The following is a 23,484-nucleotide window of genomic DNA, read 5'->3' as shown; positions in this document are numbered from 1 at the left end:
GCGGGTTCCCTCACAGCAGGTTCGACTTGCGGTAGATCCAGCGGGAGCCGCGGTCCAGCAGCTCCTCCCGGCTCAGGAAATCCATCAGCGGCTCCGCGGCGCGGCGGAACATCATCCGGTGGTGCTCGTTGCCGTCGATGGCGCGCCGGACGGTCCGCCAGTCCAGGCCGATGTCCTCGTAGACCCGCCGGTTGATCAGGCTCTTCCCGATCACGTGGGTGCCGATCGCGATGATCAGCGCGCAGACCCGGCGCCGCAGCCGCGAGCGCCCGGCCAGCTGGTCGCGGATATTGCGCCGGGCGAACTGCATGTGCCGCGACTCCTCCACCACGTGGATGTAGGAGGTCTGGCGCACCGCGGCCGCCACCTCGGGGTCGGCCATCCAGTCGCGCTGCATGACGTCGAAGATCTCCTCCCCCGCCAGCACCAGCCCGTAGACCGCCTCGCGCCAGGCGACGTAGCGGAACAGCCAGCCGAAGACGGTGAAGGAGAAGTCGCGGCGGTGGAAGCGCGCGCCGATCCCGGCCACCGCGTTCACGAACATCAGCGAGTGCATGTTCTCGTCGGCGCACTCGTGCAGCAGGAAGCGGGTGTCCGGGCGCGCGGGGTCGACGTTCACGTGCCTGCGCAGCAGCGCGGACTGCAGCAGCAGCTCCAGCCAGATCGCGACCCCGAGGAACTGGGCCACCTCGGCCCTGGTCAGCAGCACCTGCTGGGCGGGCGGGAGCGCGCGCCACGCCGCGGTGTCGTACAGCGGCGACCAGCGCGGCGACATGCCGTGCGAGCGGTCGTCGTGCTCGGCGCCTGCGAAGATCGCCGGGTCGCGGGCGTCGAAGGACAGCCGCGCTGCCGAGGACAGCAGATCTTCGAACAGGGCATCGCTGTCCGCAGACGTCATCGTCACTCCTTCGGTCGGGCGGGATCGATTCGAGGTCCCACAACATTCGGAGCGCGGACCGGGCGGGACGGGCGCAGGGGTCGAGCCCCGTGGGCGATCGGGCACCGGGTCGGGTTACCGGGCCGCGGCCGGACCGGCGGTGTCGGTCCGCCGTCGATCCGCTCGCGGACCGGTTGGTTGCGATCCCATTGCGATCGTTTCGTTCAGCCACCCGAGGGTGCGTCCGAGGAGTAGATGTGGCAGGCTGTGCTGTGAGTACGGGTTGTCGCAGCGATCTCCCGGCTCTCAACAGAAAGCAACACAAAGTAAATGACGCAAGGCAGTGTGAAGTGGTTCAACGGCGAAAAGGGCTTCGGGTTCATCGCGCAAGACGGTGGCGGCCCTGACGTGTTCGTCCACTACTCCGCGATTTCCGGCTCCGGGTTCAAGTCCCTGGACGAGGGGCAGCGTGTCGAGTTCGAGATCGAGCAGGGCCAGAAGGGCCCGCAGGCTCAGAGCGTGCGCACCATCTGAGAGCAGCCAGACCTACGAAACCCGCGCCGGCAACGGCGCGGGTTTCGTGCGTTTTCGGGGAGGCTCGGTCAGCGAGCCGAGGAGTGGATGGCGTCCACGATCGCGGCGGCGACGCCGCGGTGCCCGGCGAGCGTCGGGTGGTAGGGCAGCATGGTGTCCCCGCCGACCACGGGGTCGAACCAGCGGGTGGCGGCGGGTGAGCACATGCCGTGGCCGATGGAGGCCCGGCGGGTGTCGATGTAGGTGGCGCCGTGCGCGGTGGCCTCCCCGGCGACCACGGTGTTGAGGCGGTCGAACTTGGACTGGATGTAGGCCGCGTCGTCGGCGAGCAGCCCGACCATGGCCGCGCAGGTGCCGGGGTCGAAGTAGGTGGGCCAGCCGTCGACGAAGATTCTGGCCTTCGGAGAGCGGCGCTCGATCTCGTCCAGTGCGGCCGCGTAGGCGGGGGCGATGGCGTCGATGGCGGCGTCCCACGCCGGGTCGGCCGCGGTCGCGCAGCTGCCGGTGACCGCCGCGGTGTGGCAGCCGCCGATGATGAACTTCGTCATCTCGGCGTCGTTGGCGCCGATGTGCAGGGTGACGATCTCGGTGTCGGGACCCAGCGCCTCGAACTGCGGCGCGACCGTGCCCGACTGCCGCCCGGTCAGGTCGCGGATCTTCGCCGCGCTGCACGTGCGGTCGTCCAGCTCGACGCCGAGCGCCCGGGCGACCAGGGCCGGGGCGTTCGCCGTCGAGCGGGCGCAGAGCAGCGGGGCCGACGGATCGATGTGCAGGACGCCGGTGGTCGCGGCGCCGGAGTCGCCGAGGGCGACGTAGCGGGCACCGCCCTGTGGTTCGGCGTGCGCGGCGGGCGTGGCGACGAGTGCGAGTGCGGCCGCGGTGGCGGCGCAGAGTCGGCGGATCATCGGACTTCTTCTCCTCGGGCAGCTTCGGGCCTGCGCGTGGGCCGCCTGGTGATCAGGAAGCCGAAGGCGGTGGCCAGGATGTACATGAGCACCGAGTAGACGGCGCTGGGAATGGCGACCTCGGTGCTGTCCAGCACGCTGAGCGCGATGGTGAGCGCGACGGTCGTGTTGTGGATCCCGATCTCCATCGAGCACGCGATCGCCTGCGGCTGCCCGAGCCGGAGCAGCCGGGCGCCCGCGTAGCCGAGGGTGAGGCTGGCCAGGCAGAACAGCCCGGTCACGACGCCGACCTGCTGGGCGTAGTCGACCAGGTTCTCGCGCTCGCTGAGCAGGGCCCCGATCGATACCAGGGCCAGCACCGCGATCGAGAAGACGCGGACCGGGCGATCGGCCCGTTCGGCGAACTCCTCCCGCCGGCTGCGCACCAGCATGCCGATCGCGACCGGGATGACCACGATCGCGATGACCTGCACGACCTTGGCGAGCTGCAGCCCGAGCTCGCCCTCGGCGTCGAAACGGGCGATGGCGAGATTGGTGATGACCGGGATGGTCACGGCGGCCAGCACCGAATTGATCGCGGTCAGCGTGATGTTGAGCGCGACATCGCCGCGGAAGAGGTGGCTGAACAGGGTCGCCGTCGTCCCGCCCGGCGAGGCCGCCAGCAGCATCACCCCCACCGCGAGCAGCGGGTCGAGGTCGAAGGCGGTGACGAGCCCGAAGGCGATCAGGGGCAGCACCACGATCTGCAGGCCGAGCGCGACGGCGACCGCCTTCGGACTCCGCGCCACCCGTCGGAAGTCGGCGACGGTCAGGGTCAGCCCGAGGCCGAACATGATGATGGCGAGGGCGATCGGCAGGCCGACCGTGATCAGGGCTGAATCGTTCATCTATCCGGTTCCGATCGGCTTGCCGAAGAAGGAGGCGAAGGTTTCCCCGAAGTTCTCGGCCAGCGCCCGGGTCCCCGCGGGGTCGAGGGCGAGCCAGCCGACGTCGGCGGTGCTGCAGCGCCGCTGGGCCGGGACGCCGTCGAGCCGGTCGCGCAGCCAGAGCATGGCCGGGCCGACGCCGGAGATCTCGGTGACGACGTGCTCGGCGAAGTGCTCACGGGTGTACTGCACGCCGGCGGCGGGGTCCTGGCAGTAGGTGTCGACGAGGGTGTCGACCGGGCCGACCGGGATCAGCTCGTCGGGGTTGCCCTGCCAGATGTACATCGGCATGTCCGGCACGGCCTTGCCCATGCGGGTCTGATCGAGCACCCTGCGCACCGCCGGGTCGTCGAAGGGGTCGCCGTCGGCGTGCAGGAAGCCGGTGATGTTCAGGAACGGGGCCAGCGCGGTGTTCCACTGCACGCACAACCCGCCCTTCACGGTGGCCAGCGCCTTGCCCAGCGGGTCGAGGCGGCGGTCGAGCAGCGCGGCGAAGTCGGGGTACTCGCGGGCCAGGCCGATGACCGCGGACAGGATCATCCCCGACCACAGGCCCTTGTTGCCGTTGACCAGCACCGGCCCGAGGTCGGCCGGAACTCCGCCCTCGGCGGCGCCGACGATGTTCAGCTCGGGCGCGTAGCTCTGCTTCAGCTCAGCGGCGTGCCCGGTGGCGATGGCGCCGCCGGAGTAGCCGTACATGCCGATTCGAGCGTCGGGCGTCACCCGCAGCGGCTCGAAGGCGCGAGCGGCGCGGATGCCGTCGAGGGTGATGCGCCCGGCCAGCGGCCCGGCGGCGTACGCCTCCTTCGGCCCCTGGTGGTCGGGGATGACCACGGCCCAGCCCTGCTGCAGCGCGCCCTGGGCGAGCATGAACTCGAGCGGCGCGACGATCTGGCCCAATGCCGCGCCCGCGGACCACTGCTGCACGGCGTAGGAGGGTGAGCAGTAGGCGGCCAGGGAGTCGACGGCGATCTGGACCGAGAGCATCTTGTCCGGGGCCGACCCGCGCGGTTTCAGCACGGTGGCCACGGCCGGGATCGCTTCGTCACGGCTGTCATTGGAGCGGAAGGAGACCTGCCACGCGTCCACATTGAGCGGAATCAGCCCGAAGTTCGCGGGATTGATCTGCCTGGCCGCGAGGATCTCGCCCGGGGCCGCGGCAGCTACGAGTTCGGCGGGCGGCCGGTAGAAGGCGGGGTCGAGCTCCGGCGGGGCCGGGACGGCCGCGGCGGGCTGTACCGGGATCGGCGCGGGCTCGGCGTGCGCGAACGTCGCCGTCGCGGTCAGCATGCCCGCGGTCAGTACCCCGCACATCGAGACGATCCGACGACCACGGCGTCCTCGGGTCTGCATCATTCACTCCTCCAACCTTTGTGATACCAAGTGGGATCACATTTGCTGCGCATACGATCGCATAGACGTGACCTGGATCGCAATGGACGGGGAGATTCGCTCGGCACCGCGCCCGGTCCGCGATCAGATGCCGGTGCCGAGCAGCGAGTAAGACATGAAACCGATTGGTGCCAGATGCAGGCAAGTCGTACAGCTCACGGTGTCACGATGGGAAGGTCCGGGTCCGGGGCGTCGAGCAGCCGGAGCAGGTGAGCCGACACCCCCGGCGCCGCCGCCACGGTGTGCCGGGAGGCGATGGTGTGGGCGCTGCCGTCGCTGTCCGTGACGATCGCTCCGCTCTCCCGGGCGATCAGTACTCCGGCGGCGGTATCCCATGGCTTGTTGGAGAGCATGACGCAACCGTCGGTGCGCCCCTCCGCGACCCAGGCCAGGTCGAGTGCGGCGGATCCGAACATCCGGACGCGCTCGACCTTCGCCGCCAGCGCCGCGGTGATCGCGAGCCGTCGGCGATTTCTCTCGACGGCCCCTTCGCCGACCGCGTAATCGCCGATCGAGACAATCGCACTGCCCAGCCCGTGCGCGGTGCCGGCGCGGATCGCCTCGCCGTTCCGGCGCGCTCCGCCACCGCGGGTCGCCCAGTACTCCAGGTCGAGCATCGGTGCGTTGATCACGCCGACCAGGGGGCGATCACCCTCGATCATCGCCAACGACACCGCGCACAGCGGCAACCCGTGGATGAAATTCGACGTTCCGTCGATGGGGTCCAGAACCCACCGCTTCGACGACGGCGCGGCGGGCCCGGTTTCGCCCTCCTCGCCGAGAAATCCGATCTCGGGCGTCCGCGCAGCCAGAAACCGCTGAATGCGCTCCTGAATCTGCACGTCGAGGTCGGTCACGAAGTCGCGATCCCCCTTCGCTTCCACCCGACCAGGAGCGGTCGTCGACAACAGCTCGGCACCGAGCCGCACCGCCCGCCGGGCGGTATCGAGCGGTTCTCGCAGGTCGCTCACTGCGGGATCGCCTCGCGTGCTCCGTTCCAGGCGGATCGGAAGACGTCATCGAAGGTCGAGAAGATTCCGGCAGGCCGACTGGATCGCCTCGTCACGAAGGTGGGCGATTCGAGACCTCGGGCATGCGGCAGATAGGGCTGCATCACGCACAGTTCTCGGTCGACCATGGTGAGGTTGAAACGCGGAATGGCATCGTAGGTCCGGATTTCGATTCGGCCGGTCACCTCGTCGGAAACGAGGCCGCGCAGCCGCTCGAGGACGCCGATATTGAGCCGGGTCAGGTGGGTGAGCGTTCCTGGCGCGTGTCCCTCCTCCGCTTCTCGCATCGTGATGTGCGCACCTGCCGGATCGAGGAACAGGCACCGAATCGTCGCCCCGGCTTCGAGCATGCGGACGATATCGGAGTCGGTGGATTGTTGGCACAGCAGATTGAGCGAGATGCCCATCAGATCGAGGGACTGCGCGTTACGGAGCCACTGCTGGGGCGGCATGGTCCGCAGGAAGTCGGAACGACTGGCGAAGACCGTCTCGGCGGCAGTCTGTGTGGGATGATCGATGATGGGCGCCGACCCCGGGTCGGACAGGCCGAACAATTCGGCGACAGTACAGCCGGGAAACATCGCTTGGAGTACGCGACAGCGATCGGGGTACGGCAACCCTTTCACATCGCCGCGCAGCCATCGATAGAACTGCGCCCGCCCTGGGGCGGTCCCGATCAGATGCGCATCGATCGACGCGGCGACTCGGTCGTATTCGCGGCAGAACCCACCGTAGGTCAGATGCTTCCGGCGCAGCTCGATCTCCAGGCGCAGCACCGACCTCCCCCTCGAAGAGCACGCGACAGTTTACCGGTCTTCGGCGCAGACGATACCAAGAAGCGACCCGTCGAGACCGTGAGGCAGAAGACGGTACTTCCGTGGCGTCGAGAGGGGACGGCTCCGAACGACATGGTTGCTCGACAAGTTGACCAACGCATTCGGATTCGTGCTGGAGAACACGCCTTGACCATCGCTTCGACAGCTTCCTGCACACAGCGCCGAAAGAGGAACGCGACATGGTCGCGGTAGACCCGCGCTGGCTGGACTGCGGATTCGATCCCGAGCACCTCACACCGCAGGCAGCCGACCTGATTCTCCGCTTTCATCGGCACGGTCCCGGGCACAACTGCTTACCGGGGATCGCGGCCCTGGCTTTTCTCACCGAACCGGCGGCCGGGGACGACTGGGAATAGGCGTGGATCGACACATTCGCATCGAGTACGCGGGCGGCGCGACCTTCGACTATCGGGTCAGCGACGCGGCAGCCGTCGAACTCGAGCGAAAATTGCGCGACTGGTTGCCGGACGCCGAGATAACCGTGGACGATCAGGTGACCGACGGGCTGCCCATGGTCCCCTGCGCCGGTCTGTGGGAGCCGTAGTTCGCCCGGGTCAGGGCTCGACGCAGTCGTAGAAGTGGCCGATCATGCGCTCGTGGGCGGGCCTGCCGCCCGCCCACTCGTACAGCGTCGGAATCTCGCTCACCTGTAACAGTGTGATCACTGCGAAGGTGCTTCGGCTGCGAGGATTTCGGGTCCGTAGCGGCGGGTGAGGAAGGTCCAGGGGTCGGCGTAGCGGCCGCGGCGTTCGAGGCGGCGTTGCGCTTTCAGGAAGAGCAGGACGGCGGGGCGCAGGGCAGATCCGAGCAGGAGTGGGAGCCGCCCGCCCGCCGCGGCGACCCAGGCGACGGTGTCGGGCCAGTCGTGGGCCTGGAAGTCGAGCAGAGCCTGCGATTCGGTGGTGTCGAACCAGCCGGTGAAGCTCCAGCCGCGGTCGTCGCTGGGGTCGCCGGGGAGTCCGGCGGCCGGGCCGAGCCTGCCGAGGCCGGTGGCGGCGGCGATGTCGTCGCTGAGTTCCTGCTGGCGGTGGCGGTAGCTGTCGTTGCCTGCGATGAGGAGGATCCGGCCGGTGACGGCGGGGCCGCGGTCGGCGGCGTTGACGAAGGCGAGGGCGGCGTCGCGGGCGTCGATGGCGTGGATGAGGTTGTCGGTGGGGGTCGCGCGCATGAGCGAGAGGTAGTCGCCGTTGAGGCGGCCTGCGCCGACCGGGGAGATGACTCCGCCGAGGCGCAGCACGGCGTGCGGCAGCCCACTGCCGGTGACGACGGCTTCGCCGAGCACCTTGTCGGCGCCGTACCGGTCGATCGGGGACACCGGGGTGTCGGCGGTGATCGGCTCCGGGTGCCGGTGCGGGTTGCGGGAGCCGTAGACCGCGGCGCTGGAGGCGAAGAGCAGCAGCGGGGGCGCGGCGAGCAGGCGGGCGGCCTCGACGAGATGGGAGGTGCCGTCCACGTTCACCTTCCGGGCGAGCGCGGGCGCCCGGTAGGAGATCGGGGCGTAGATCGCGGCCAGGTGCACGATCACGGCGGGGCGGTGTGCGGCGACGACGGCGTGCACGGCGTCGCGGTCGAGCAGGTCGGTCCAGGACGGGATGAGCGCGCCGGAGAGCGCGGCGGCCGCGGTCTCGGTGGCGTCGGTGCGGAGGTCCACGGCGATGACCGTGTGGCCGCGGGCGAGCAGCAGTTCGGTGCAGAGCGCGCCGATCTGGCCGAAGGCGCCGGTGACCAGGACGGTGCTCACCGGTCGCTCCGGCGGGCGAGCGCGGCGCCCGCGTCGCGCAGGCGCGGGGAGAGCCGGACCGAGACCAGCGGGGTGCGGATGTCCTCGCGCACGCGGGTGAGCCTCGAGGAGGCGATCCGCCAGGTGTCGCCGTGTTTGTCGTAGGTTTCGTGGTAGTGGCCGTAGCCGTGCAGGTCGAGGCCGGGGGCGAGGTGCACGATGTCGTGCAGCGCCCAGACTCCGGTCGCGGTGGTCGGCGAGGTGAGGGCGAGTTCCGGGTTGTGAACCTGGTGGACGGTGGTCTTGCCGTCGCCGAGGGTGGCGCGGAGGTAGCGCACGAACTCGTCGGCGCCGGTGATGACCCGGCCGCCCGCCGCTGAGGTGTCGCTGACGAAGTCGTCGGTGAACAGCTCGCGCCACTGCTCCCACCGCTTGGTGTCGAGGTAGCGGCAGTAGCGCCCCTTGAGCGCGGTCAGCGCGAGGATCTCGCGCCACCCTTTCGAGTCGTCCACGCCACTCCCCTTCCGAATCCTGCGGACATGCCTAACACGGCTGCCGACCGCTGGTCAACAATTCTTCCCCTACGGGATAAATGTAACCCATTGACTGAATCGGCCAGTTATTTTCCGACCGGGAAAAATCGGCGCGCCGTGGAGTACACAGGGACCGAGAATCTGATTCGCAAGAATGAGAACGAGGTACCGATGTCGGCGAAGAGCTACCGGGTCGTGCAGTGGACGACCGGCAATGTGGGCAAGAGTTCGGTGCGGGCGCTGCTCGCGCACCCCGCGCTGGAGCTGGTCGGGTGCTACGCGTGGTCACCGGAGAAGGCGGGCAGCGATGTCGGTGAGCTGGCCGGGCTCGACCCGGCGGGCGTCACGGCCACCGACGATGTGCGGGCGCTGCTGGCGCTGGAGCCGGACTGCGTCGTCTACAACCCCATGTGGATCGATGTCGCCGAGCTCGAGCAGATCCTCGCCTCGGGCGCGAACGTGGTCACGACCGCGTCCTTCATCACCGGCCACAACCTGGACGCCGACCGGGCGCGCCTGGCGGAGGCCTGTCGCCGCGGCGGCTCCACGCTCTTCGGCTCCGGGGTGAGCCCCGGGTTCGCGCAGCTGCTGGCGATCGTCGCGGCGAATGCCTGCGACCGGGTGGACAAGGTGACCATCGCCGAGCAGGCCGACACCACCTTCTACGACTCCCCCGCCACCGAGCGCCCGGTCGGCTTCGGCACCCCCATCGACGACCCGGCGCTGCCCGGCATGGCCGAGCAGGGCACCAAGGTCTTCGCCGAGGCGGTGCGGCTGCTCGCCGACTCGCTCGGCGCCGAGCTGGACGAGATCCGCTGCGTCGCCGAGTACGCGCAGACCACGGAGGATCTCGACCTCGGCTCCTGGACCATCGGGAAGGGTTGCGTCGCCGGTGTGGCCGTGAGTTGGCAGGGCATCGTCGCCGGGAAGACGGTGGTCGACGTGAATGTGCGGTGGCGCAAGGGGCAGACCCTGGATCCGGACTGGAAGCTCGACGGCGACGGCTGGAAGATCACGGTGGACGGCCGCCCGACGGTGACCATGAACGTCGGCTTCCTGCCGCCGCCGGACTTCGTCGGCGAGACCATCGCCGACTTCATGGTGCTCGGCCACATCATGACCGCCATGCCGCCCATCCACGCCATCCCGGCGGTGGTGCAGGCGCGGGCCGGGATCGCCACCTACACCGACCTGCCGCTGACCCTGCCCCGCGGCATCCTGAGCGCCCGGTGAGGCCCCGGCTGCGCGCGGCCGCCGTGCTCGCCGCGGCCGCGCTGCTGGCGGTCACCGGGTGCGGCCGCTCCGGGGAGCCGGGGCGGGAGGGCTCCGGAACTCCGGCCGTCGGTGCGGAGTTCGGTGATCTCGGTGCGGTCTGCGGCAGCGGTTCGCCCACGAAGGCAACCGGGCGCGGGGTCACCGCGGACAGCATCACCGTCGGGGTGGTCAGCGATCTCGGGTTCACCAAGAACCCGGAGTTCATCGATGCCGCGGAGGTCTTCACCGCCTGGTGCAACGAGCACGGCGGCATCGCCGGGCGGCGGATCGAGCTGACGGTGCGTGACACCAGGCTCACCGAGGTCAAGCAGCGCATGCTGGAGTCGTGCCGGGACGATTTCGCGCTGGTCGGCGGTGGCGCGGGGCTGGACTCGCTGGGCGTGAAGGATCGGCTGTCGTGCCTGCTGCCCAGCTTCCCGGCCCAGGTGGCGCAGCCGGGCAGCGTCGGCGCCGACCTCGAGGTGAGCGCCTCCCCCACCACGCTGCCCCGGCACGACATCTACACCGGCTTCCGGCAGTGGCTGCTCGAGACCTACCCGGCGTCCAAGGACACGATCGGGTACGTGAGCGCCGACTCGCCGGTGTCCAAAATCCTCGGCGACAAGGGGAAGGAGAGTTTCGAGGCGCTCGGCGCGCGGATCGTCTACGACGACCGCTACCCGATCGCGGGCGTCCCGGACTGGACCCCGTTCGCACAGGCGATCAAGGACCGGGAGGTCCGCGGACTCGTCTTCAACGGCGAACCGCGGCAGCTGGTGAAGCTGGAGGAGGCGCTCACCGGGATCGGCTACCGGCCGGACTGGATCGACGCGACGAACAACAACTACAGCACCGCGTTCCTGGAGGGGCTGGGGCAGTCGCTGGAGTTCCAGAACAATGTGGCCGATCTGGGCGGGGTCGGCCCGATCGAGGACGGGGCCGCCGTTCCGGCCATGGCGCAGGTGCGCGAGCTGTTCGCCGCGTACGCCCCGGACACCGAGCTGAGCTTTCCGCAGCTGCGCTCGCTCTCGGCCTGGCTGCTCTTCGCCCGCGCGGCCGCGAGCTGCGGGGACGACCTCACGCCGCGTTGCGTCTATGAGGCCGCCACAGCCGAAAAAGCCTGGACGGCCGGTGGTCTGCAGGCGCCGATCGATCTCTCCGACCGCGAGGGCACCTCGGTGTGCTTCAACATCGAGCAGGCGGGCCGGGACGGTTGGCAGCCCGCCGACTTCCGCCCGGACACCGGGCCGTACCGCTGCGACGTGCGGCCGTATGCCTTCCGCGGCGACTACGGCGCGCCCCTGACGCTCGGCGATGTCGGGAAATCCATGGCCGACCTGCGGTGACCGGGTACGCGGGCGGGCGGTCCGCCCCCGTAGGCTGGGCGGATGAGCGAGGGGGTACCGCGGCGGCCGGGGCGGCCTGCCAAGCTGAGCCGGGAGCGGATCGTCGCCGCCGCCGGGGAGCTACCGCTGGACTCGCTGACCATGCAGGGGGTCGCCGATGTGCTCGGGGTCGACCGCAAGGCGCTGAACTACTACGTCAGTGACCGGGCCGGGCTGCTCCAGCTGCTCGCGCTCGGGGCGTTCGAGACCGAGATCGCCGGGTTGCGGTTCGGGCCGGAGACGGGCTGGCCGGAGCTGCTGCGGCTCTGCGCGGCCGCCATGCGGGCGGCGTACCTACAGGTCGGTGGGTTGATCTCGGCGATCGACTTCGGGGCGGTGCGCGGAAACGAGGCGCTGGAGACCGTGGAGCGGATTCTCACGCGGTTGATCGAGGCGGGGTTCACCTCGCGGGAGGCGGGGCGGACGCTGACGCTGCTCGCCGAGATCGCCAGGGCCGCCGCCTACGAGACGCTGGAGAACACCGGGGGGCCGCCGGAGGCGCAGGCGCACAACGTCGTGCATGCGCTGGCCGGGGCGGATGGCGAGCAGTTCCCGGCGCTGCGCCGGATCGCCGCCGAGCGGGATGCCGTGCGGGATCGGGGCGTGCAGTTCGAGTTCGACCTGGATGTGGCGCTCGCCGGGCTCGCCGCCCGCCTGCGTGACCGAGCCTAGGTGGAGGTGCGTCCGGCGACAGCCTCGAGGTCGTGGCGGCGGGCAGGCGCGGCGGTGAGGTCAGGGCGGTCGGCTGCGTGGAGCGGCACGGCGCGGCTGACGCTCCGCCCCGGCCGCCACGACCCCGGAGCCCGGCCGGTGTGCCGCTTGACCAGCCGGTGCAGCGTCGCCGGGTCGGCGACGCCGACCGCGGCCGCGATCTCGGTGAGCGGCTGATCGGTGGTGCGCAGCAGGTGCAGCGCGTGCCGCAGCCGGACCCGCGCCACCAGTTGCAGCGGGCTGAGCCCGGTGGCGGCGGCGGTGCGGCGGGCCAGGGTGCGCGGGCTCGTCCGGCACTGCGCGGCCAGCGATTCCAGGGTGTGCGGGTGCTCGGGGTGCGCGCGCACGAAGGACTCCAGCGCGGCGACCGCGGCGTCGCGGGACGCCAGCTGCGAGGGGATGAGGAAGCTCGCCTGGGAGGCGCGCTGGTCGACCACGAGCCGGGCGGCGAGTTCGTCGGCGAGCGCGGCGCCCGCGTGCTGCCGCATGATCGAGAGCACCAGGTCGATGTGGGCGAAGGCGGCGCCCGCGGTGCGGATGGGGCCGTCGCGCAGGACCATGTCGTCGAGCACCACATCGGCGCCGGGGGCGCGGCGGGCGAGTTCGGCGCCGAGCCACCAGGTGGTGACGCAGCGGCGGCCGGTGAGCAGGCCGGCCGCGCCGAGCACGAAGACCGCCGTGCAGGAGGCGGCGATCTCCGCGCCGCGCGCGTGCGCCCGGGTGAGCCACTGGCCTGCGGGAGCGATATCCGGCGCGGCGAGGCGGGCGGTGATCTCCGCGGGGTCGGCGGCGCCCAGACCTGGGACCACGACGATGTCGCGCGGCCGGGCACGGGCGAGGGGCCGGGCCGTGGCGGTGAGCCCGCCGCGCACCCGGACCTCCGGCTCGGGTGCGACGAAGCGCAGGTCGAAGGTGGGCGTGCCGAGGATGCTGTTGGCTGCCGAGACCACGTCGACGGTGCTGCCGACCGCGCTCGCGCTCGCGCCGTCGAGCACGAGCAGGTCGATTCCGATCATGTGGCAAATTCTGCAAGAAAGATGTCGCATCAGCCACTGTCGGGAATCCGGTGCCGACGGCAGAGTCGAGGCGAAGAATCCGAACGGACGGAAAGGCCCGACATGCCCCTGCTGCGAGTCACCCTGACCCCCGGCGCCTTCGACGACGCACGGAAGGCGCTGCTGGCGGCCGCGCTCACCGATGCCGCGTGCCGCGCCGAATCGCTGCCCGACGACCCGCGCAGCCGGATGGGCGCGCTCGTAGTGGTGCAAGAGCTCGCCCCCGGCGCCTTCTACTCCGCCGGGCACCCGGCCGACGCGGCGGTGGCGGGGGTCTTCATCGACTGGCAGGTCAGCGCCGGGGTGCTGGACGGCGCCCGCAAGGCGCGCTTCGCCGCCGAACTCCAGGACGCGGCGAAGGCCGTCGCGGGCGATGACGGCAGGCCGGTGGTGACCTCGTGCGTGATCCACGAGGTCCCGGAGGGGCAGTGGGCGCAGAACGGCGCCATCCGGCGGCTGCCGGAGATCACCGCCCGCGCCCGCTTCGAGCACCTCACCGCGCTGGTCGATCAGCGGTAGCCGGTGCTCTCCGCCAGCTCGGCGGCTTCCCGCATGAGTTTCGGCACGATTTCGCCGAAGGCCAGCAGCTTCGGGTTGTCGCCCGCCCGCTGGTAGCCCTGCTCCAGCACGATGGCGAGTTTCCAGCGGGCCAGGATCAGGTAGTAGTCGAAGTCGTCGACCTGCCGCCCGGAAACCTCCGCGAACCGGGCGACCAGCTCGTCGCGGCCCGGCATGCCGTGCACGCCGACGTGGCCCGCGGTCGCCCCCGGGTCGTCGGTGTCGTCCGGCCAGTCCTTCAGCGCCCAGGCCAGATCGAGCTTGGGGTCGCCGATGGTGCCCATCTCCCAGTCCACGATGGCGGCGAGCCGGGCCGGGCCGCCGTGCGCGAACATGACATTGGCCCACTGGTAGTCGCCGTGCATGAGCCCGGGGACGAAGTCGAGCGGGCGGTGCGCGGTGAGCCAGGCGGTGGCGGTCGCCATGCCGTCCAGCTCGCGGCCCCTGATCCGCTCGAACATGCCGCTCCAGCGCTGCACCTGGCGGTCGTGGAAGCCGTCCGGCCTGCCGAGGTCGTCGAGGCCGCGGGCCCGCCAGTCCACCGTGGTCAGCTGGGCGACGCCCTCGACCAGGCGGTAGGCCAGGTCGGCCGGGTCGCTGTCGAAGGGCTCCGGCCAGCAGGCGCGGTGGTCCATCGGTGCCCAGCCGTCGATGTGGGCCATGAGGTAGAAAGCGCGGCCGAGCACCTCGGGGTCGGCGCAGACGGCAATGCCGCGGGCGTGCGGGACGTCGGTGCCGTCCAGCGCGGCGGTGATGCGCCACTCGCGAAGAATGCCTGTGTCCCGCTCGGCGGGTGCGCTCGCGGGCGGGATGCGGAGCACGCTGTGGTGCTCACCGCGCCGGAGTTCGTAGATCTCGTTCTGCGCGCCGCCGGAGAGCCGGGTGACCTCGAGCGGGGCGCCGGCGCCGAGCCCGTTCTCGTCCAGCCAGGCGGCGAGGCGCGCCGTGTCGATTCCGGTCATCACTCGTCTCCCAGGAAGCCGGCGTACTGCGCGAGCGCGGCCTCGCGTTTGCGGGGCAGCCATTCGGTGGGCCACAGGTCGGTGGTGCCGGCGTGGTCGCGCAGCACCTGGCGGGCGACGGTGGTCTTGTGCACCTCGGTGGGGCCGTCGGCGAGCCCCATGACGGCGGCGCCGGTGATCATCGTCATGAGCGGCACCTCGTCGGTGACGCCGAGCGCGCCGTGCACCTGCATGGAGCGCCAGGCGATGTCGTGCAGCACGGTCGGCATGACGACCTTCACCGCGGCGATGTCCTTGCGCACCTTCCTGTAGTCGTTGTACTTGTCGATCTTCCAGGCGGTGTGCAGCACCAGCAGCCGGAACTGGGTCAGCTGGGCCCAGGAGTCGGCGATGTAGCCCTGGACGAACTGCTTGTCGGCGAGCGGGCTGCCCGCGGTCTCCCGGCTCAGCGCCCGCTCGCAGAGCATGTCCAGCGCCTTGTGCGCGAGCCCGATGGTGCGCATGGCGTGGTGGATGCGGCCGCCGCCCAGCCGGGTCTGGGCGATCGCGAAGGCCTGGCCCGCGCCGCCGAGCAGCGCCGAGTCCGGCACCCGCACGCCGCTGTAGTGGATCAGCGCGTGCTGGCCCGCCGCCTCGGGCTCGCCGTAGAGCCGGACGTCGCGCTCGATCTCGATGCCGGGGGTGTCGGCGGGCACCAGGAACATGGACATGCCCTTGTACGCGCCCGCCTCGGGGTCGGTGATCGCCATGACGATGAAAAAGGCGGCGGTCCTGGCATTGGAGGAGAAGTACTTCCAGCCCTCGAGCACCCAGTCGTCACCGTCCCGGACCGCGGTGGTGGTGAACTGCCGCGGGTCGGCGCCCGCCTGCGGCTCGGTCATGGAGTAGCAGGAGAAGATCTCGCCGTCGAGCAGCGGGCGCAGGTACCGCTCCCGCTGCTCGGGGGTGCCGTAGTGCGCGAGGATCTCGGCATTGCCGGTGTCGGGGGCCTGGCAGCCGAAGACGATCGGGGCCCACGAGCAGCGGCCCAGGATCTCGTTCAGCAGTGCGAGCTTCACCTGCCCGTGGCCCTGGCCGCCGAGTTCGGGGCCGAGGTGGGTGGCCCACAGCCCCTGGTCGCGCACCTTCTGCTTGAGCGGGGCGATGGCATCGCGGCGCTTGCCGGTGAGCGGCACGAACTGCTCGTGCGGCCAGACCAGGTCCAGCGGCTCCACCTCGGTGCGGACGAACTCGTCCGCCCAGTCCAGTTTGGCCTGGTAGTCGGGATCGGTCTCGAAATCCCACGCCATGTCGTCGTCTCCTTCGTCGGTCGGGTCGGGAAATTCAGGGCATGCCACCGTCGGAGCGCAGCGTGGCCCCGGTGGTGAAGCTGGAGGCGTCGGAGGCGAGGAACAGCGCCGCGCCGACGATCTCGGGCGGGCGGCCCGCGCGCTGCAGGGCGTGTGCGCCGAAGGGGTTGGGCACGGCGTCGGTGTCCCAGCCCGCGGTGGCGCCGGTCAGGTGCGGGCCCGCCATGAGGGTGTTGACCCGGACGGTCGGGCCGAAGGCGAGCGCGAGCCCCTCGGTCATGGCATTGAGCCCGGCCTTGGCGGCGGCATACGGCACGATCGACGGCCGCGGGCGGATCGAGCCGGACGAGCTGACATTGATGATCGAGCCACGCCCGGCCGCCACCATGCGCTCCCCGATCAGGACCGAGAGCCGGAACGGGCCCTTGAGGTTGAGGTTCAGCACCGCGTCGAAGAGCTTTTCGCTCACGTCGCCGAGGGTGTCGTAGACCGGCTGCATGCCGGCGTTGTTGATGAGCACGTCGACCCGGCCGAAGCGGGCGTAGGCGGCTTCGACCAGGCCATCCAGCTGGTCCCAGCGGCCCACGTGCACGGCGTGCGGCAGCGCGGCGCGGTCGGTCTCGCGTTCGATCTCCGCGCAGGTGGCGGCGCAGGTGGCGTAGTCGCGGCCGGCGATCACCAGGTCCGCACCGCAGCGGGCGGCGCCGAACGCCATCTCCCGGCCGAGGCCGCGGCTGCCGCCGGTCACCAGCACGACGCGGCCGGTCAGGTCGAACAACTGGTCGGCGTAGCCCATCTCAGACTCTCGCTCTCACTTCTCAGAATGCTATTCTTGATTTCGAGAGTGACATACCCGCACCGGGGTGCACAAGGAGGTCACATGCCGGAGCAGGACACGGTCGTGGTGGTAGCGGGCGGGGCGAGCGGGATCGGCGCCGCCACCGCACGGCGGCTCGGCGCGGCGGGATGCCGGGTGCTGGTGGGCGACTTCGACGCGGATGGCGCGCGGCGCACCGCGGACGAGGTGACGGCGGCGGGCGGCACCGCGCTGCCGCACGCCTTCGACCTGGCCGACGAGGAGTCGGTGCGGGAGCTGATCGCCGCGGCGGTCGGCGAGTACGGCGGGCTGGACGGGCTGTTCAATGTCGGCGCCGACATGCGCGCGCTGCGCGGCGACACCGACGTGGTCGACATCGACCTCGCGGTATGGGACCGGCTGCTCACCGTGAACCTGCGCGGCTACCTGCTCACCATGCGCCACGCCATCCCGCACCTGCTGCAGCGCGGCGGCGGCGCGATCGTGAACACCTCGTCGGCCGCCGCCTTCCAGGGCGAACCCGCCCGCCCCGCCTACGCCGCCGCCAAGGCCGGGATCGGCGCGCTCACCCGGCACGTCGCCACCCGCTGGGGCCGCGATGGCATCCGCTGCAACGCGGTGGCGCCGGGCTTCACCGCCACCGAGGCCATTCGCGCGGCCGAGCGCTGGCCGGAGCTGGAGGCCGGTGCGCTGTGCCGGATGCACAGCCCACGGGTCGGCGAGAGCGCCGACGTGGCCGGGCTGGTCACCTTCCTGCTCTCCGACGACGGCGCCTGGATCAACGGCCAGGTGCTGAACATCGACGGCGGCACCGTCCTGCGTTGAGCGGAGCCCAGGCAATGTTGCCCACTGCGGTAATAACCACACCGAATAGTTGCGCGAGCGGTAACTACGCTGGTCACGGCGGCCGACATCGCATGGGGTAGCCTCCCGGAAATGACAGATCCGGTCGATATGAAGCCGCGCAGCCGCGATGTCACCGACGGGATGCAGCGGGCCCCCTCCCGGGCCATGCTGCGCGCCGTCGGGCTCACCGACGACGACTGGGACAAACCGCAGATCGGGATCGCCTCGGCCTGGAACGAGGTGACCCCGTGCAACCTCACCCTGCGCACGCTGGCGCAGCGGTCCAAGGAGGGGGTGCGCGCGGCGGGCGGGGTGGCGCTGGAGTTCGGCACCATCACCGTCAGCGACGGCATCTCCATGGGGCACGAGGGGATGCGCGCCTCGCTGGTCAGCCGCGAGGTGATCACCGACAGCGTGGAGACGGTCGTGCACGCCGAGCGGCTGGACGGCTTCATCGGCCTGGCGGGCTGCGACAAGAGCATCCCCGGCATGCTCATGGCCGCCGCCCGGTTGGACCTGCCCAGCGTCTTCGTCTACAACGGCTCCATCCTGCCCGGCAACCACAACGGCACCTCGCTCGACATCACCAGCGTCTTCGAGGCGGTCGGCGCCTGCGCGGCGGGCCGGATCGACGAGCACGAGCTGGGCCAGATCGAGCGCAAGGCCTGCCCGGGCGAGGGTGCCTGCGGCGGCATGTTCACCGCCAACACCATGTCCTCCATCGCCGAGGCGCTCGGGCTCAGCCTGCCCGGCTCGGCCTCCCCGCCCGCCGTCGACCGGCGCCGCGAGGACGATGCCCGCCGGTCGGGCGAGGCCATCGTCGGCATGCTGCGGCTCGGCATCCGGCCCAGCCAGATCCTGACCAAGCAGGCCTTCGAGAACGCCATCGCCGTCACCTCCGCGCTGGGCGGCAGCACCAACGCGGTGTTGCACCTGCTCGCCATCGCCAACGAGGCCGGGGTCGAGCTGCACCTGGACGACTTCAACCGGATCGCCGCCCGGGTCCCGCACGTCGCGGACATGAAGCCGGGCGGGCGGTTCCACATGCTGGAGCTGGACCGGGTCGGCGGCGTCCCGGTGGTGCTCAAGCAGCTGCTGGACGCCGGGCTGCTGCACGGCGACTGCCTCACCGTCACCGGCAGGACCATGGCGGAGAACCTGGCCGAGATCGATCCGCCCGCCCCGGACGGCGTCGTGGTCTACCCCATCGACCGGCCCATCCACCGCGACGGCGGGATCAATATCCTCAGCGGTTCGCTCGCCCCGAAGGGCAGCGTGGTCAAGGTCGCCGGGCTCACCGCCGACCAGATGCAGTTCGAGGGGCCCGCGCGGGTCTTCGACGGCGAGGACGGCGCCATGGCCGCCATCCTGGCCGGGGAGATCGAGCCCGGCACGGTGCTGGTGATCCGGTACGAGGGGCCCAAGGGCGGGCCGGGCATGCGCGAGATGCTGGCCATCACCGGCGCATTGAAGGGCGCCGGGCGCGGCGCGGACTGCGCGCTGGTGACCGACGGCCGGTTCAGCGGCGGCACCTGGGGTTTCTGCATCGGGCACGTGGCGCCGGAGGCGCGGGACGGCGGGCCGATCGCCTTCGTCCGGGACGGCGACCGCATCCGGGTCGACGTGCACGCCAAGGCGCTCGACCTGCTGGTCGACGCGGACGAGCTGGCCGCGCGCCGGGAGGGCTGGGTGCCGAACGAGCCGCGCTACACCCGCGGCGTGCTGGGCAAGTACGCCCGGCTGGTGCAGGGCGCCGAGACCGGGGCCATCACCAACCCGCGCTGAGCACGGTGTCGATCTCGGCGGCGAGCCGCGGCGTGAGCGGCTCGTCGCCGAAGTCGGCCGCGGCCCAGCAGCGGACGCCGTCGGCGACCAGCATCTGCGCCAACCGGGCCAACCGCACCACATCGACCTCCGGTCCGAACTTGCCGTCGCGCTGCGCCCGCTGGAACGGCCCGAGGAACAGGTACGCGATATCGGCCTCGCTCGCACCGTCGGCGAGCGCCACGCGCTCCAGCCGGTAGGTCTCCAGCACCGCCTCGAAGATGAGCTCGGCCGGGAAGCGGCGCGCCCGCTGCTCCAGCGTCCCGATCACCGCGGTGAGCACCTCGCGCAGCTCGTACGGGCGGGCCACGACCGCCTCGGCGGCGGCGTGCGCCTCGCGCATGGTGAAGACCTCCAGCGCGAGCAGGATCTCCTCCCGGCGCGCGAAGTACACGTAGAACAGCGCCTTCGACACCCCCGCCGCCTTGCAGATGTCGGTGACGGTGGTGCCCGCGAACCCCTTCGTCCGCCACAGCGCCATGGCCGCCTGCATGATCGCCTCCCGGCTCGCGTGCGAGCGCGCCCGCACCGGGGTCGCGCGCTTCTGACGCTGGTCACCTTTCGGAGTTGCTGCCACGCAGCGATGTTACCGCGCATCGAATCTTGACTACCGTCAGAAAAGTTGGGACCCTCGGAGCGCGGAACCGGGAGGGAACACGGTATGGACGACACCGATCTGCGGGCGCAGTACGCGATCCTCTGGTCGACCCCGGTGGTCGCGCTGGTGCTGGGGGTGCTGTTCGTGGCGTTCCCGGGCTTCGTCCCGCCCATGTCGCCGGAGTGGACGCCGGAGCAGGTGGCGCGGTTCTACCTGGACAACACCGCGCTGACCCGGTTCAGCATGGTCGGCTTCAACCTGTGCGGGATCCTGCTCGTCCCGTTCTTCGTGCTGATCATGGGCCGGATGGCGCGCATGGGCGGGCAGAGCCGAATCCTCGCCTTCTCCTACCTGACCTCGGTGGTGGCGGGCTCGACGCTCTTCGCGCTCTCGAACATCCTCTTCGCGGTCGCGGCCTTCCGCCCGGAGCGCGACCCCGCCCTGGTGCAGGTGCTCAACGACCTGGCCTGGCTGCTGTTCATCGCGCCGATCGGCATGCTGGTGGCGCAGTTCGTGCTGCTGGCGCTGGCGGTGTACCTGGACGACCTGGCGGTGTTCCCGCGCTGGGTGGCGCCCTACTCGCTGGTCACCGCGGCGGTCATGGCGCCGTCGGCCGGTGCCGCGGTGTTCCGGAGCGGGCCGCTGGCCTGGGACGGGTTCGTCTCGTTCTGGCTGCGCAACGGCGCCTTCGCGCTCTTCGTCGCGGTCATGTTCGTCCAGGTCCGGGCGGCGCTGCGGGAGCAGGAGCGGGCGGCATGAGCGTCCTCGTGGCCCAGCGGGTCCGCAACCTCGACGTCTGGATCGCCTACTGGGCCTTCGCCGTCTTCTACGCCGCGCTCTCGATCGGCGTGGTCTTCCTCGGCCGCGCGACCCCGCCGCCGCGCCCCGACGTGACCGCCGAGCAGGCCGCGCAGTGGTTCGAGAACCACTCGACCGGAATCCGGCTCGGCTTCGGGATACTGCTGGTGATCGCGGGCGGCGCGGCGATCTCGAACGGCATCATCGGCTACTTCATGAAGCGCATGACCTCCGGGCGGCTGCTCGCCTACGCCTACATCGCCGCCATGGGGGTCGGCGCCATCCCCGGCTTCCACCTGCTGCTGATCTGCTGGCTCGCCGCCACCTTCCGACCCGATCGCGACCCCGCGATCAGCTCCTTCCTCTACGACCTCGGCATGCTCTCCTACAACGGCTCGCTCGGCTGCTTCACCGCCGCCTACGCGGTGCTGGCCGTCGCGATCTTCTACGACCGCAACGGGATCTTCCCCAAGTGGTTCGCCTACGTGTCGATCTGGCAGATCGTGACCGAGGTGGTCGCCACCCAGATGTGGGTCTTCCGCTCCGGCGCCTTCGCCTGGAACGGCATGATCACCTTCTACATCGCGGTCGTGATCTTCGGGATCTGGATCGCCTGCCTGCTCCCGCTCATGCGCACCGCCGCGAAGGCCGAAACAACCGACACCGCACCGCTGTACAGCGCGGAGCCGGCCCGGTGAGCGCACCGGCCGGGCGGATCACCGGCGACATCCACATGTGGGTGATGGTCCTCGGCGACCTGTTCTTCTTCGGCTGCTACTTCCTCACCTACATGGTGTTCCGCGCGCGGTCGCCGGAGCTCTTCGCGGCCGGGCAGCGGCAGCTGCACCTCGGCATCGGGGTCGTCAATACCGTTGTGCTGCTGACCGCCTCGCTCTTCGCCGCGCTCGCGGTGCTGGAGGTCCGGCGCGGCGCGGTGCGCGCCACCCGAAGGTGGCTGCTCGCGGCGGGCGGCTGCGGGGTGCTCTTCGCGGCGCTCAAGGGGTTCGAGTGGCAGCACGCCCTCGCGGCCGGGCACACCGTCGCCGACGAGTTCTTCTCCTTCTACTACGTGCTCACCGGCGTGCACCTGGCACACCTGCTGCTCGGGCTGCTCATCCTCGGCATCGTCGCGCGCGCGCCGCGGGTGGGCCCGGTCGAGCAGGGCGCGCTGTACTGGCACATGGTCGACCTGCTCTGGATCGTGATCTTCGCGATCCTCTACCTCCTGAGGTGACGCCGTGACCGAGGCTCCGTCGACCCGCGAACTCCTGCTGGTCTGGCTGGTGCTGGTGCTGAGCACCGTCGCCGCCTGGTGGTTCGCCCCCGGCCACGACGCGGCCGAACTCGCCGCCGTCGTCGTGGTGCTCGCGGTCGTCAAGTGCCGGTTGGTGCTCCGCCGGTTCATGGAGGTCGGCCGCGCGCCGCGCTGGCTGCGGCTCGGCACCGACGCCTGGCTGGCGGTGCTGTGGGCGGGGCTGACCGGGATCTACCTCTGGGGCTGATCGTCCTCCTTCGCCCGCTTGCGCCGCTGCGCCCAGTTCAGCCCGAGGACGACGCCGCCGCCGACCACGATGCCGGTGCAGAAGGTGCCGATCCAGCCGTCCATCTCGGCGGGCGCGCCGTCGAGCGCCAGTTTCAGGGCGAGGTAGCCGAGGCAGGCGAAGATGCCTGCCAGGACGAGCCGGGTGGCGGGGTCTTTCACGGGGTGCTCCTTGGTTCGAGGGGGCCGCCCGCCGCGGGCGGCACAGGGTAATCAGCGCGGCCGCCCGCTTCGTTTACACCCGAAACGCCGGGCCCGCGTACTACCGGGACAGGAGCGCCGATCGGCGGGAGAATGGGCGCGGACAGGGGGTACACCGATGGACGACACCGACGCGCTACCCGAACACGACTGGCCCCGCGCGCTCGCCCGCGGCACGGCGCTGGCCACCGGCTACCTGGCCGGGCTGGCGCCGGGCGCGGTCGGGGTGCTCTACGGCCGCGCCGCCGAGCCGGACGTGTACAGCTTCGCGAGCAGCAGGGAGCAGGCGCTCGCGCACCTCACCGCCATGCTCGACTCCTACCCCGAGCAGGAGGTCGTTCGGGTCTGGATCGGTTCGGGGAGCGCGGGTATCGAGCACCGGGCCATCGGCCGCACCGCCGAGGTGCGGGTGCGGGCCCGCGGCTGGGATCCCACCGTCGGCCCGCTGCAGTACCGGCTGGCGCACGCCTCCCCGTGGGCCACCACCGCCGACATCGAGCACCCCTCGCTCACCCTGCGCCGCGCGGGCACCGCGCCGTCCTGGGAGATCACCTTCATCGAGACCATCTTCGACGACGACGGCGAGGTCGGCACCACCGTCGACCTCGGCCTCAGCTCCGCCTCGTTCGCCGCGCTGACCGACCTGCCCGCCTGTTTCTGGGCCGCGGTCGAGCGCGCCGAGACCCTGGACCAGGTGATCGCGGCCGTGCGGCGCTTCGGCGCCCGCGACACCACCGCCGACGCCCGCCCCTCCTGGATGTTCGGCCCCGCCGCGCCCCCCGACCCGAACGAGGTCGAGCGCGCCCGCGAGCTGCGCAGCCGCTTCTGGGCCGTGATCGCCGAGGCGCACCTCGCCGCCCGCGACGAACCGGACACCGATCGGGCGCCGGGGTCCTAAGGCCCTACCGCGCGC

Annotated in this window: 28 protein-coding genes; 14 read left to right on the top strand and 14 right to left on the bottom strand. The window is 71.0% G+C overall.

The window, feature by feature from the left end; genetic code table 11:
• Positions 1-10 precede the first annotated feature (10 nt).
• Positions 11-898 carry a diiron oxygenase gene (locus ACFUUZ_RS17230; protein ID WP_378697200.1) on the bottom strand — a complete coding sequence of 296 codons (888 nt, stop codon included), beginning with the start codon at positions 896-898 and terminating at the stop codon, positions 11-13.
• Positions 899-1,207: 309 nt separating this feature from the next.
• Between ACFUUZ_RS17230 and ACFUUZ_RS17225 the strand changes: the two genes are divergently transcribed.
• Positions 1,208-1,411 (top strand): cold-shock protein, encoded by a 204-nt coding sequence (locus ACFUUZ_RS17225; RefSeq protein WP_378697198.1) that lies wholly within the window; start codon positions 1,208-1,210, stop codon positions 1,409-1,411.
• Between the two features lie 68 nt (positions 1,412-1,479).
• On the opposite strand, the gene ACFUUZ_RS17220 is transcribed toward ACFUUZ_RS17225, so the two are convergent.
• The 5 genes from ACFUUZ_RS17220 to ACFUUZ_RS17200 all read right to left on the bottom strand — a co-directional run bounded on the left by ACFUUZ_RS17220 (position 1,480) and on the right by ACFUUZ_RS17200 (position 6,420).
• On the bottom strand, positions 1,480-2,316 hold the full coding sequence (locus tag ACFUUZ_RS17220; RefSeq protein ID WP_378697196.1) for an SGNH/GDSL hydrolase family protein: 837 nt from the start codon (positions 2,314-2,316) through the stop codon (positions 1,480-1,482).
• Positions 2,313-3,203 (bottom strand): bile acid:sodium symporter family protein, encoded by an 891-nt coding sequence (locus ACFUUZ_RS17215; RefSeq protein WP_378697194.1) that lies wholly within the window; start codon positions 3,201-3,203, stop codon positions 2,313-2,315. Before ACFUUZ_RS17215 ends, ACFUUZ_RS17220 begins: the two co-directional genes overlap by 4 nt.
• Positions 3,204-4,598 carry a lipase family protein gene (locus ACFUUZ_RS17210; RefSeq protein ID WP_378697192.1) on the bottom strand — a complete coding sequence of 465 codons (1,395 nt, stop codon included), beginning with the start codon at positions 4,596-4,598 and terminating at the stop codon, positions 3,204-3,206.
• A 191-nt stretch (positions 4,599-4,789) separates the two neighbouring features.
• The gene (locus tag ACFUUZ_RS17205; RefSeq protein ID WP_378697190.1) at positions 4,790-5,605 is read right to left on the bottom strand and encodes an inositol monophosphatase family protein; all 816 of its coding nucleotides are present in this window, start codon (positions 5,603-5,605) and stop codon (positions 4,790-4,792) included.
• Positions 5,602-6,420, bottom strand: coding sequence for a DUF5919 domain-containing protein (locus ACFUUZ_RS17200; RefSeq protein WP_378697188.1), 819 nt, complete (start codon positions 6,418-6,420; stop codon positions 5,602-5,604). The genes ACFUUZ_RS17205 and ACFUUZ_RS17200 overlap by 4 nt, the downstream gene beginning before the upstream one ends.
• Positions 6,421-6,659: 239 nt before the next feature.
• On the opposite strand from ACFUUZ_RS17200, the gene ACFUUZ_RS17195 reads away from it, so the two are divergent.
• Together ACFUUZ_RS17195 and ACFUUZ_RS17190 are read left to right on the top strand one after the other, a co-directional pair.
• Positions 6,660-6,836: a hypothetical protein gene (locus ACFUUZ_RS17195; RefSeq protein WP_378697186.1), complete on the top strand. Its 177-nt coding sequence runs from the start codon at positions 6,660-6,662 to the stop codon at positions 6,834-6,836.
• A 2-nt stretch (positions 6,837-6,838) separates the two neighbouring features.
• On the top strand, positions 6,839-7,024 hold the full coding sequence (locus ACFUUZ_RS17190; RefSeq protein WP_378697184.1) for a hypothetical protein: 186 nt from the start codon (positions 6,839-6,841) through the stop codon (positions 7,022-7,024).
• Positions 7,025-7,141: 117 nt separating this feature from the next.
• On the opposite strand, the gene ACFUUZ_RS17185 is transcribed toward ACFUUZ_RS17190, so the two are convergent.
• Entirely contained in the window at positions 7,142-8,221 is a 1,080-nt protein-coding gene (locus ACFUUZ_RS17185) for an NAD-dependent epimerase/dehydratase family protein (RefSeq protein WP_378697182.1), read from the bottom strand.
• The gene (locus ACFUUZ_RS17180) at positions 8,218-8,712 is read right to left on the bottom strand and encodes a nuclear transport factor 2 family protein (RefSeq protein ID WP_378697180.1); all 495 of its coding nucleotides are present in this window, start codon (positions 8,710-8,712) and stop codon (positions 8,218-8,220) included. Before ACFUUZ_RS17180 ends, ACFUUZ_RS17185 begins: the two co-directional genes overlap by 4 nt.
• 192 nt (positions 8,713-8,904) lie before the next feature.
• Between ACFUUZ_RS17180 and ACFUUZ_RS17175 the strand changes: the two genes are divergently transcribed.
• The 3 genes from ACFUUZ_RS17175 to ACFUUZ_RS17165 are packed head-to-tail and all read left to right on the top strand — an operon-like array spanning position 8,905 to position 12,044.
• Positions 8,905-9,966: a dihydrodipicolinate reductase gene (locus ACFUUZ_RS17175; RefSeq protein WP_378697178.1), complete on the top strand. Its 1,062-nt coding sequence runs from the start codon at positions 8,905-8,907 to the stop codon at positions 9,964-9,966.
• A complete protein-coding gene (locus ACFUUZ_RS17170) occupies positions 9,963-11,333 on the top strand; it encodes an ABC transporter substrate-binding protein (protein ID WP_378697176.1) in 1,371 nt (456 codons plus the stop codon). The genes ACFUUZ_RS17175 and ACFUUZ_RS17170 overlap by 4 nt, the downstream gene beginning before the upstream one ends.
• Positions 11,334-11,375: 42 nt before the next feature.
• Positions 11,376-12,044 carry a TetR/AcrR family transcriptional regulator C-terminal domain-containing protein gene (locus ACFUUZ_RS17165; RefSeq protein ID WP_378697174.1) on the top strand — a complete coding sequence of 223 codons (669 nt, stop codon included), beginning with the start codon at positions 11,376-11,378 and terminating at the stop codon, positions 12,042-12,044.
• Here ACFUUZ_RS17165 and ACFUUZ_RS17160 read toward each other — a convergent pair.
• A complete protein-coding gene (locus ACFUUZ_RS17160) occupies positions 12,041-13,099 on the bottom strand; it encodes a GlxA family transcriptional regulator (RefSeq protein WP_378697172.1) in 1,059 nt (352 codons plus the stop codon). The genes ACFUUZ_RS17165 and ACFUUZ_RS17160 overlap by 4 nt on opposite strands.
• 102 nt (positions 13,100-13,201) lie before the next feature.
• Here ACFUUZ_RS17160 and ACFUUZ_RS17155 point away from each other — a divergent pair, with 102 nt between their 5' ends.
• On the top strand, positions 13,202-13,657 hold the full coding sequence (locus tag ACFUUZ_RS17155) for a 4-oxalocrotonate tautomerase family protein (protein ID WP_378697170.1): 456 nt from the start codon (positions 13,202-13,204) through the stop codon (positions 13,655-13,657).
• Here ACFUUZ_RS17155 and ACFUUZ_RS17150 read toward each other — a convergent pair.
• From ACFUUZ_RS17150 to ACFUUZ_RS17140, 3 genes are read right to left on the bottom strand one after another with little or no spacing between them, the layout of a single operon-like run.
• On the bottom strand, positions 13,648-14,658 hold the full coding sequence (locus tag ACFUUZ_RS17150; RefSeq protein ID WP_378697168.1) for a phosphotransferase family protein: 1,011 nt from the start codon (positions 14,656-14,658) through the stop codon (positions 13,648-13,650). The genes ACFUUZ_RS17155 and ACFUUZ_RS17150 overlap by 10 nt on opposite strands.
• On the bottom strand, positions 14,658-15,947 hold the full coding sequence (locus tag ACFUUZ_RS17145; protein WP_378697166.1) for an acyl-CoA dehydrogenase family protein: 1,290 nt from the start codon (positions 15,945-15,947) through the stop codon (positions 14,658-14,660). The genes ACFUUZ_RS17150 and ACFUUZ_RS17145 overlap by 1 nt, the downstream gene beginning before the upstream one ends.
• A gap of 34 nt (positions 15,948-15,981) precedes the next feature.
• The gene (locus ACFUUZ_RS17140; RefSeq protein ID WP_378697164.1) at positions 15,982-16,743 is read right to left on the bottom strand and encodes an SDR family NAD(P)-dependent oxidoreductase; all 762 of its coding nucleotides are present in this window, start codon (positions 16,741-16,743) and stop codon (positions 15,982-15,984) included.
• Positions 16,744-16,827: 84 nt separating this feature from the next.
• Between ACFUUZ_RS17140 and ACFUUZ_RS17135 the strand changes: the two genes are divergently transcribed.
• A complete protein-coding gene (locus tag ACFUUZ_RS17135; RefSeq protein ID WP_378697162.1) occupies positions 16,828-17,589 on the top strand; it encodes an SDR family NAD(P)-dependent oxidoreductase in 762 nt (253 codons plus the stop codon).
• 111 nt (positions 17,590-17,700) lie between these two features.
• A complete protein-coding gene (gene ilvD / locus ACFUUZ_RS17130) occupies positions 17,701-19,395 on the top strand; it encodes a dihydroxy-acid dehydratase (protein WP_378697160.1) in 1,695 nt (564 codons plus the stop codon).
• Here the strand turns inward: ilvD and ACFUUZ_RS17125 are convergent.
• A complete protein-coding gene (locus ACFUUZ_RS17125) occupies positions 19,379-20,011 on the bottom strand; it encodes a TetR/AcrR family transcriptional regulator (protein ID WP_378697158.1) in 633 nt (210 codons plus the stop codon). The two genes, ilvD and ACFUUZ_RS17125, sit on opposite strands and share 17 nt — an antisense overlap.
• Positions 20,012-20,095: 84 nt before the next feature.
• Between ACFUUZ_RS17125 and ACFUUZ_RS17120 the strand changes: the two genes are divergently transcribed.
• Genes ACFUUZ_RS17120 through ACFUUZ_RS17105 form a run of 4 tightly spaced genes read left to right on the top strand, consistent with a single transcriptional unit; the run spans position 20,096 to position 22,332 of the window.
• Entirely contained in the window at positions 20,096-20,791 is a 696-nt protein-coding gene (locus tag ACFUUZ_RS17120; protein ID WP_378697156.1) for a hypothetical protein, read from the top strand.
• A complete protein-coding gene (locus ACFUUZ_RS17115; protein WP_378697154.1) occupies positions 20,788-21,528 on the top strand; it encodes a hypothetical protein in 741 nt (246 codons plus the stop codon). Before ACFUUZ_RS17120 ends, ACFUUZ_RS17115 begins: the two co-directional genes overlap by 4 nt.
• Positions 21,525-22,064, top strand: coding sequence for a cytochrome c oxidase subunit 3 (locus tag ACFUUZ_RS17110; protein WP_378697152.1), 540 nt, complete (start codon positions 21,525-21,527; stop codon positions 22,062-22,064). The genes ACFUUZ_RS17115 and ACFUUZ_RS17110 overlap by 4 nt, the downstream gene beginning before the upstream one ends.
• A gap of 4 nt (positions 22,065-22,068) precedes the next feature.
• Positions 22,069-22,332, top strand: coding sequence for a cytochrome C oxidase subunit IV family protein (locus tag ACFUUZ_RS17105; protein WP_378697150.1), 264 nt, complete (start codon positions 22,069-22,071; stop codon positions 22,330-22,332).
• On the opposite strand, the gene ACFUUZ_RS17100 is transcribed toward ACFUUZ_RS17105, so the two are convergent.
• Positions 22,317-22,532 (bottom strand): hypothetical protein, encoded by a 216-nt coding sequence (locus tag ACFUUZ_RS17100; protein ID WP_378697148.1) that lies wholly within the window; start codon positions 22,530-22,532, stop codon positions 22,317-22,319. The two genes, ACFUUZ_RS17105 and ACFUUZ_RS17100, sit on opposite strands and share 16 nt — an antisense overlap.
• A gap of 157 nt (positions 22,533-22,689) precedes the next feature.
• Between ACFUUZ_RS17100 and ACFUUZ_RS17095 the strand changes: the two genes are divergently transcribed.
• A complete protein-coding gene (locus tag ACFUUZ_RS17095; protein WP_378697146.1) occupies positions 22,690-23,469 on the top strand; it encodes a hypothetical protein in 780 nt (259 codons plus the stop codon).
• The last annotated feature ends 15 nt before the right edge of the window (positions 23,470-23,484 follow it).

This window comes from Nocardia sp. NPDC057353 (genome assembly GCF_042667085.1).
Classification (GTDB): domain Bacteria; phylum Actinomycetota; class Actinomycetes; order Mycobacteriales; family Mycobacteriaceae; genus Nocardia.
Note: the sequence above shows the minus strand (reverse complement) of the source record. Positions and strands in the feature narration are given on the sequence as shown.

What these genes read in the sequence shown, in the direction of transcription:
- ACFUUZ_RS17230 (WP_378697200.1), bottom strand. Translation starts at nt 898, where the DNA reads ATGACGTCTGCGGACAGCGATGCCCTGTTCGAAGATCTGCTGTCCTCG.
- ACFUUZ_RS17225 (WP_378697198.1), top strand. Translation starts at nt 1,208, where the DNA reads ATGACGCAAGGCAGTGTGAAGTGGTTCAACGGCGAAAAGGGCTTCGGG.
- ACFUUZ_RS17220 (WP_378697196.1), bottom strand. Translation starts at nt 2,316, where the DNA reads ATGATCCGCCGACTCTGCGCCGCCACCGCGGCCGCACTCGCACTCGTC.
- ACFUUZ_RS17215 (WP_378697194.1), bottom strand. Translation starts at nt 3,203, where the DNA reads ATGAACGATTCAGCCCTGATCACGGTCGGCCTGCCGATCGCCCTCGCC.
- ACFUUZ_RS17210 (WP_378697192.1), bottom strand. Translation starts at nt 4,598, where the DNA reads ATGATGCAGACCCGAGGACGCCGTGGTCGTCGGATCGTCTCGATGTGC.
- ACFUUZ_RS17195 (WP_378697186.1), top strand. Translation starts at nt 6,660, where the DNA reads ATGGTCGCGGTAGACCCGCGCTGGCTGGACTGCGGATTCGATCCCGAG.
- ACFUUZ_RS17175 (WP_378697178.1), top strand. Translation starts at nt 8,905, where the DNA reads ATGTCGGCGAAGAGCTACCGGGTCGTGCAGTGGACGACCGGCAATGTG.
- ACFUUZ_RS17165 (WP_378697174.1), top strand. Translation starts at nt 11,376, where the DNA reads ATGAGCGAGGGGGTACCGCGGCGGCCGGGGCGGCCTGCCAAGCTGAGC.
- ACFUUZ_RS17160 (WP_378697172.1), bottom strand. Translation starts at nt 13,099, where the DNA reads ATGATCGGAATCGACCTGCTCGTGCTCGACGGCGCGAGCGCGAGCGCG.
- ACFUUZ_RS17155 (WP_378697170.1), top strand. Translation starts at nt 13,202, where the DNA reads ATGCCCCTGCTGCGAGTCACCCTGACCCCCGGCGCCTTCGACGACGCA.
- ACFUUZ_RS17150 (WP_378697168.1), bottom strand. Translation starts at nt 14,658, where the DNA reads ATGACCGGAATCGACACGGCGCGCCTCGCCGCCTGGCTGGACGAGAAC.
- ACFUUZ_RS17145 (WP_378697166.1), bottom strand. Translation starts at nt 15,947, where the DNA reads ATGGCGTGGGATTTCGAGACCGATCCCGACTACCAGGCCAAACTGGAC.
- ACFUUZ_RS17140 (WP_378697164.1), bottom strand. Translation starts at nt 16,743, where the DNA reads ATGGGCTACGCCGACCAGTTGTTCGACCTGACCGGCCGCGTCGTGCTG.
- ACFUUZ_RS17135 (WP_378697162.1), top strand. Translation starts at nt 16,828, where the DNA reads ATGCCGGAGCAGGACACGGTCGTGGTGGTAGCGGGCGGGGCGAGCGGG.
- ilvD (WP_378697160.1), top strand. Translation starts at nt 17,701, where the DNA reads ATGACAGATCCGGTCGATATGAAGCCGCGCAGCCGCGATGTCACCGAC.
- ACFUUZ_RS17120 (WP_378697156.1), top strand. Translation starts at nt 20,096, where the DNA reads ATGGACGACACCGATCTGCGGGCGCAGTACGCGATCCTCTGGTCGACC.
- ACFUUZ_RS17115 (WP_378697154.1), top strand. Translation starts at nt 20,788, where the DNA reads ATGAGCGTCCTCGTGGCCCAGCGGGTCCGCAACCTCGACGTCTGGATC.
- ACFUUZ_RS17095 (WP_378697146.1), top strand. Translation starts at nt 22,690, where the DNA reads ATGGACGACACCGACGCGCTACCCGAACACGACTGGCCCCGCGCGCTC.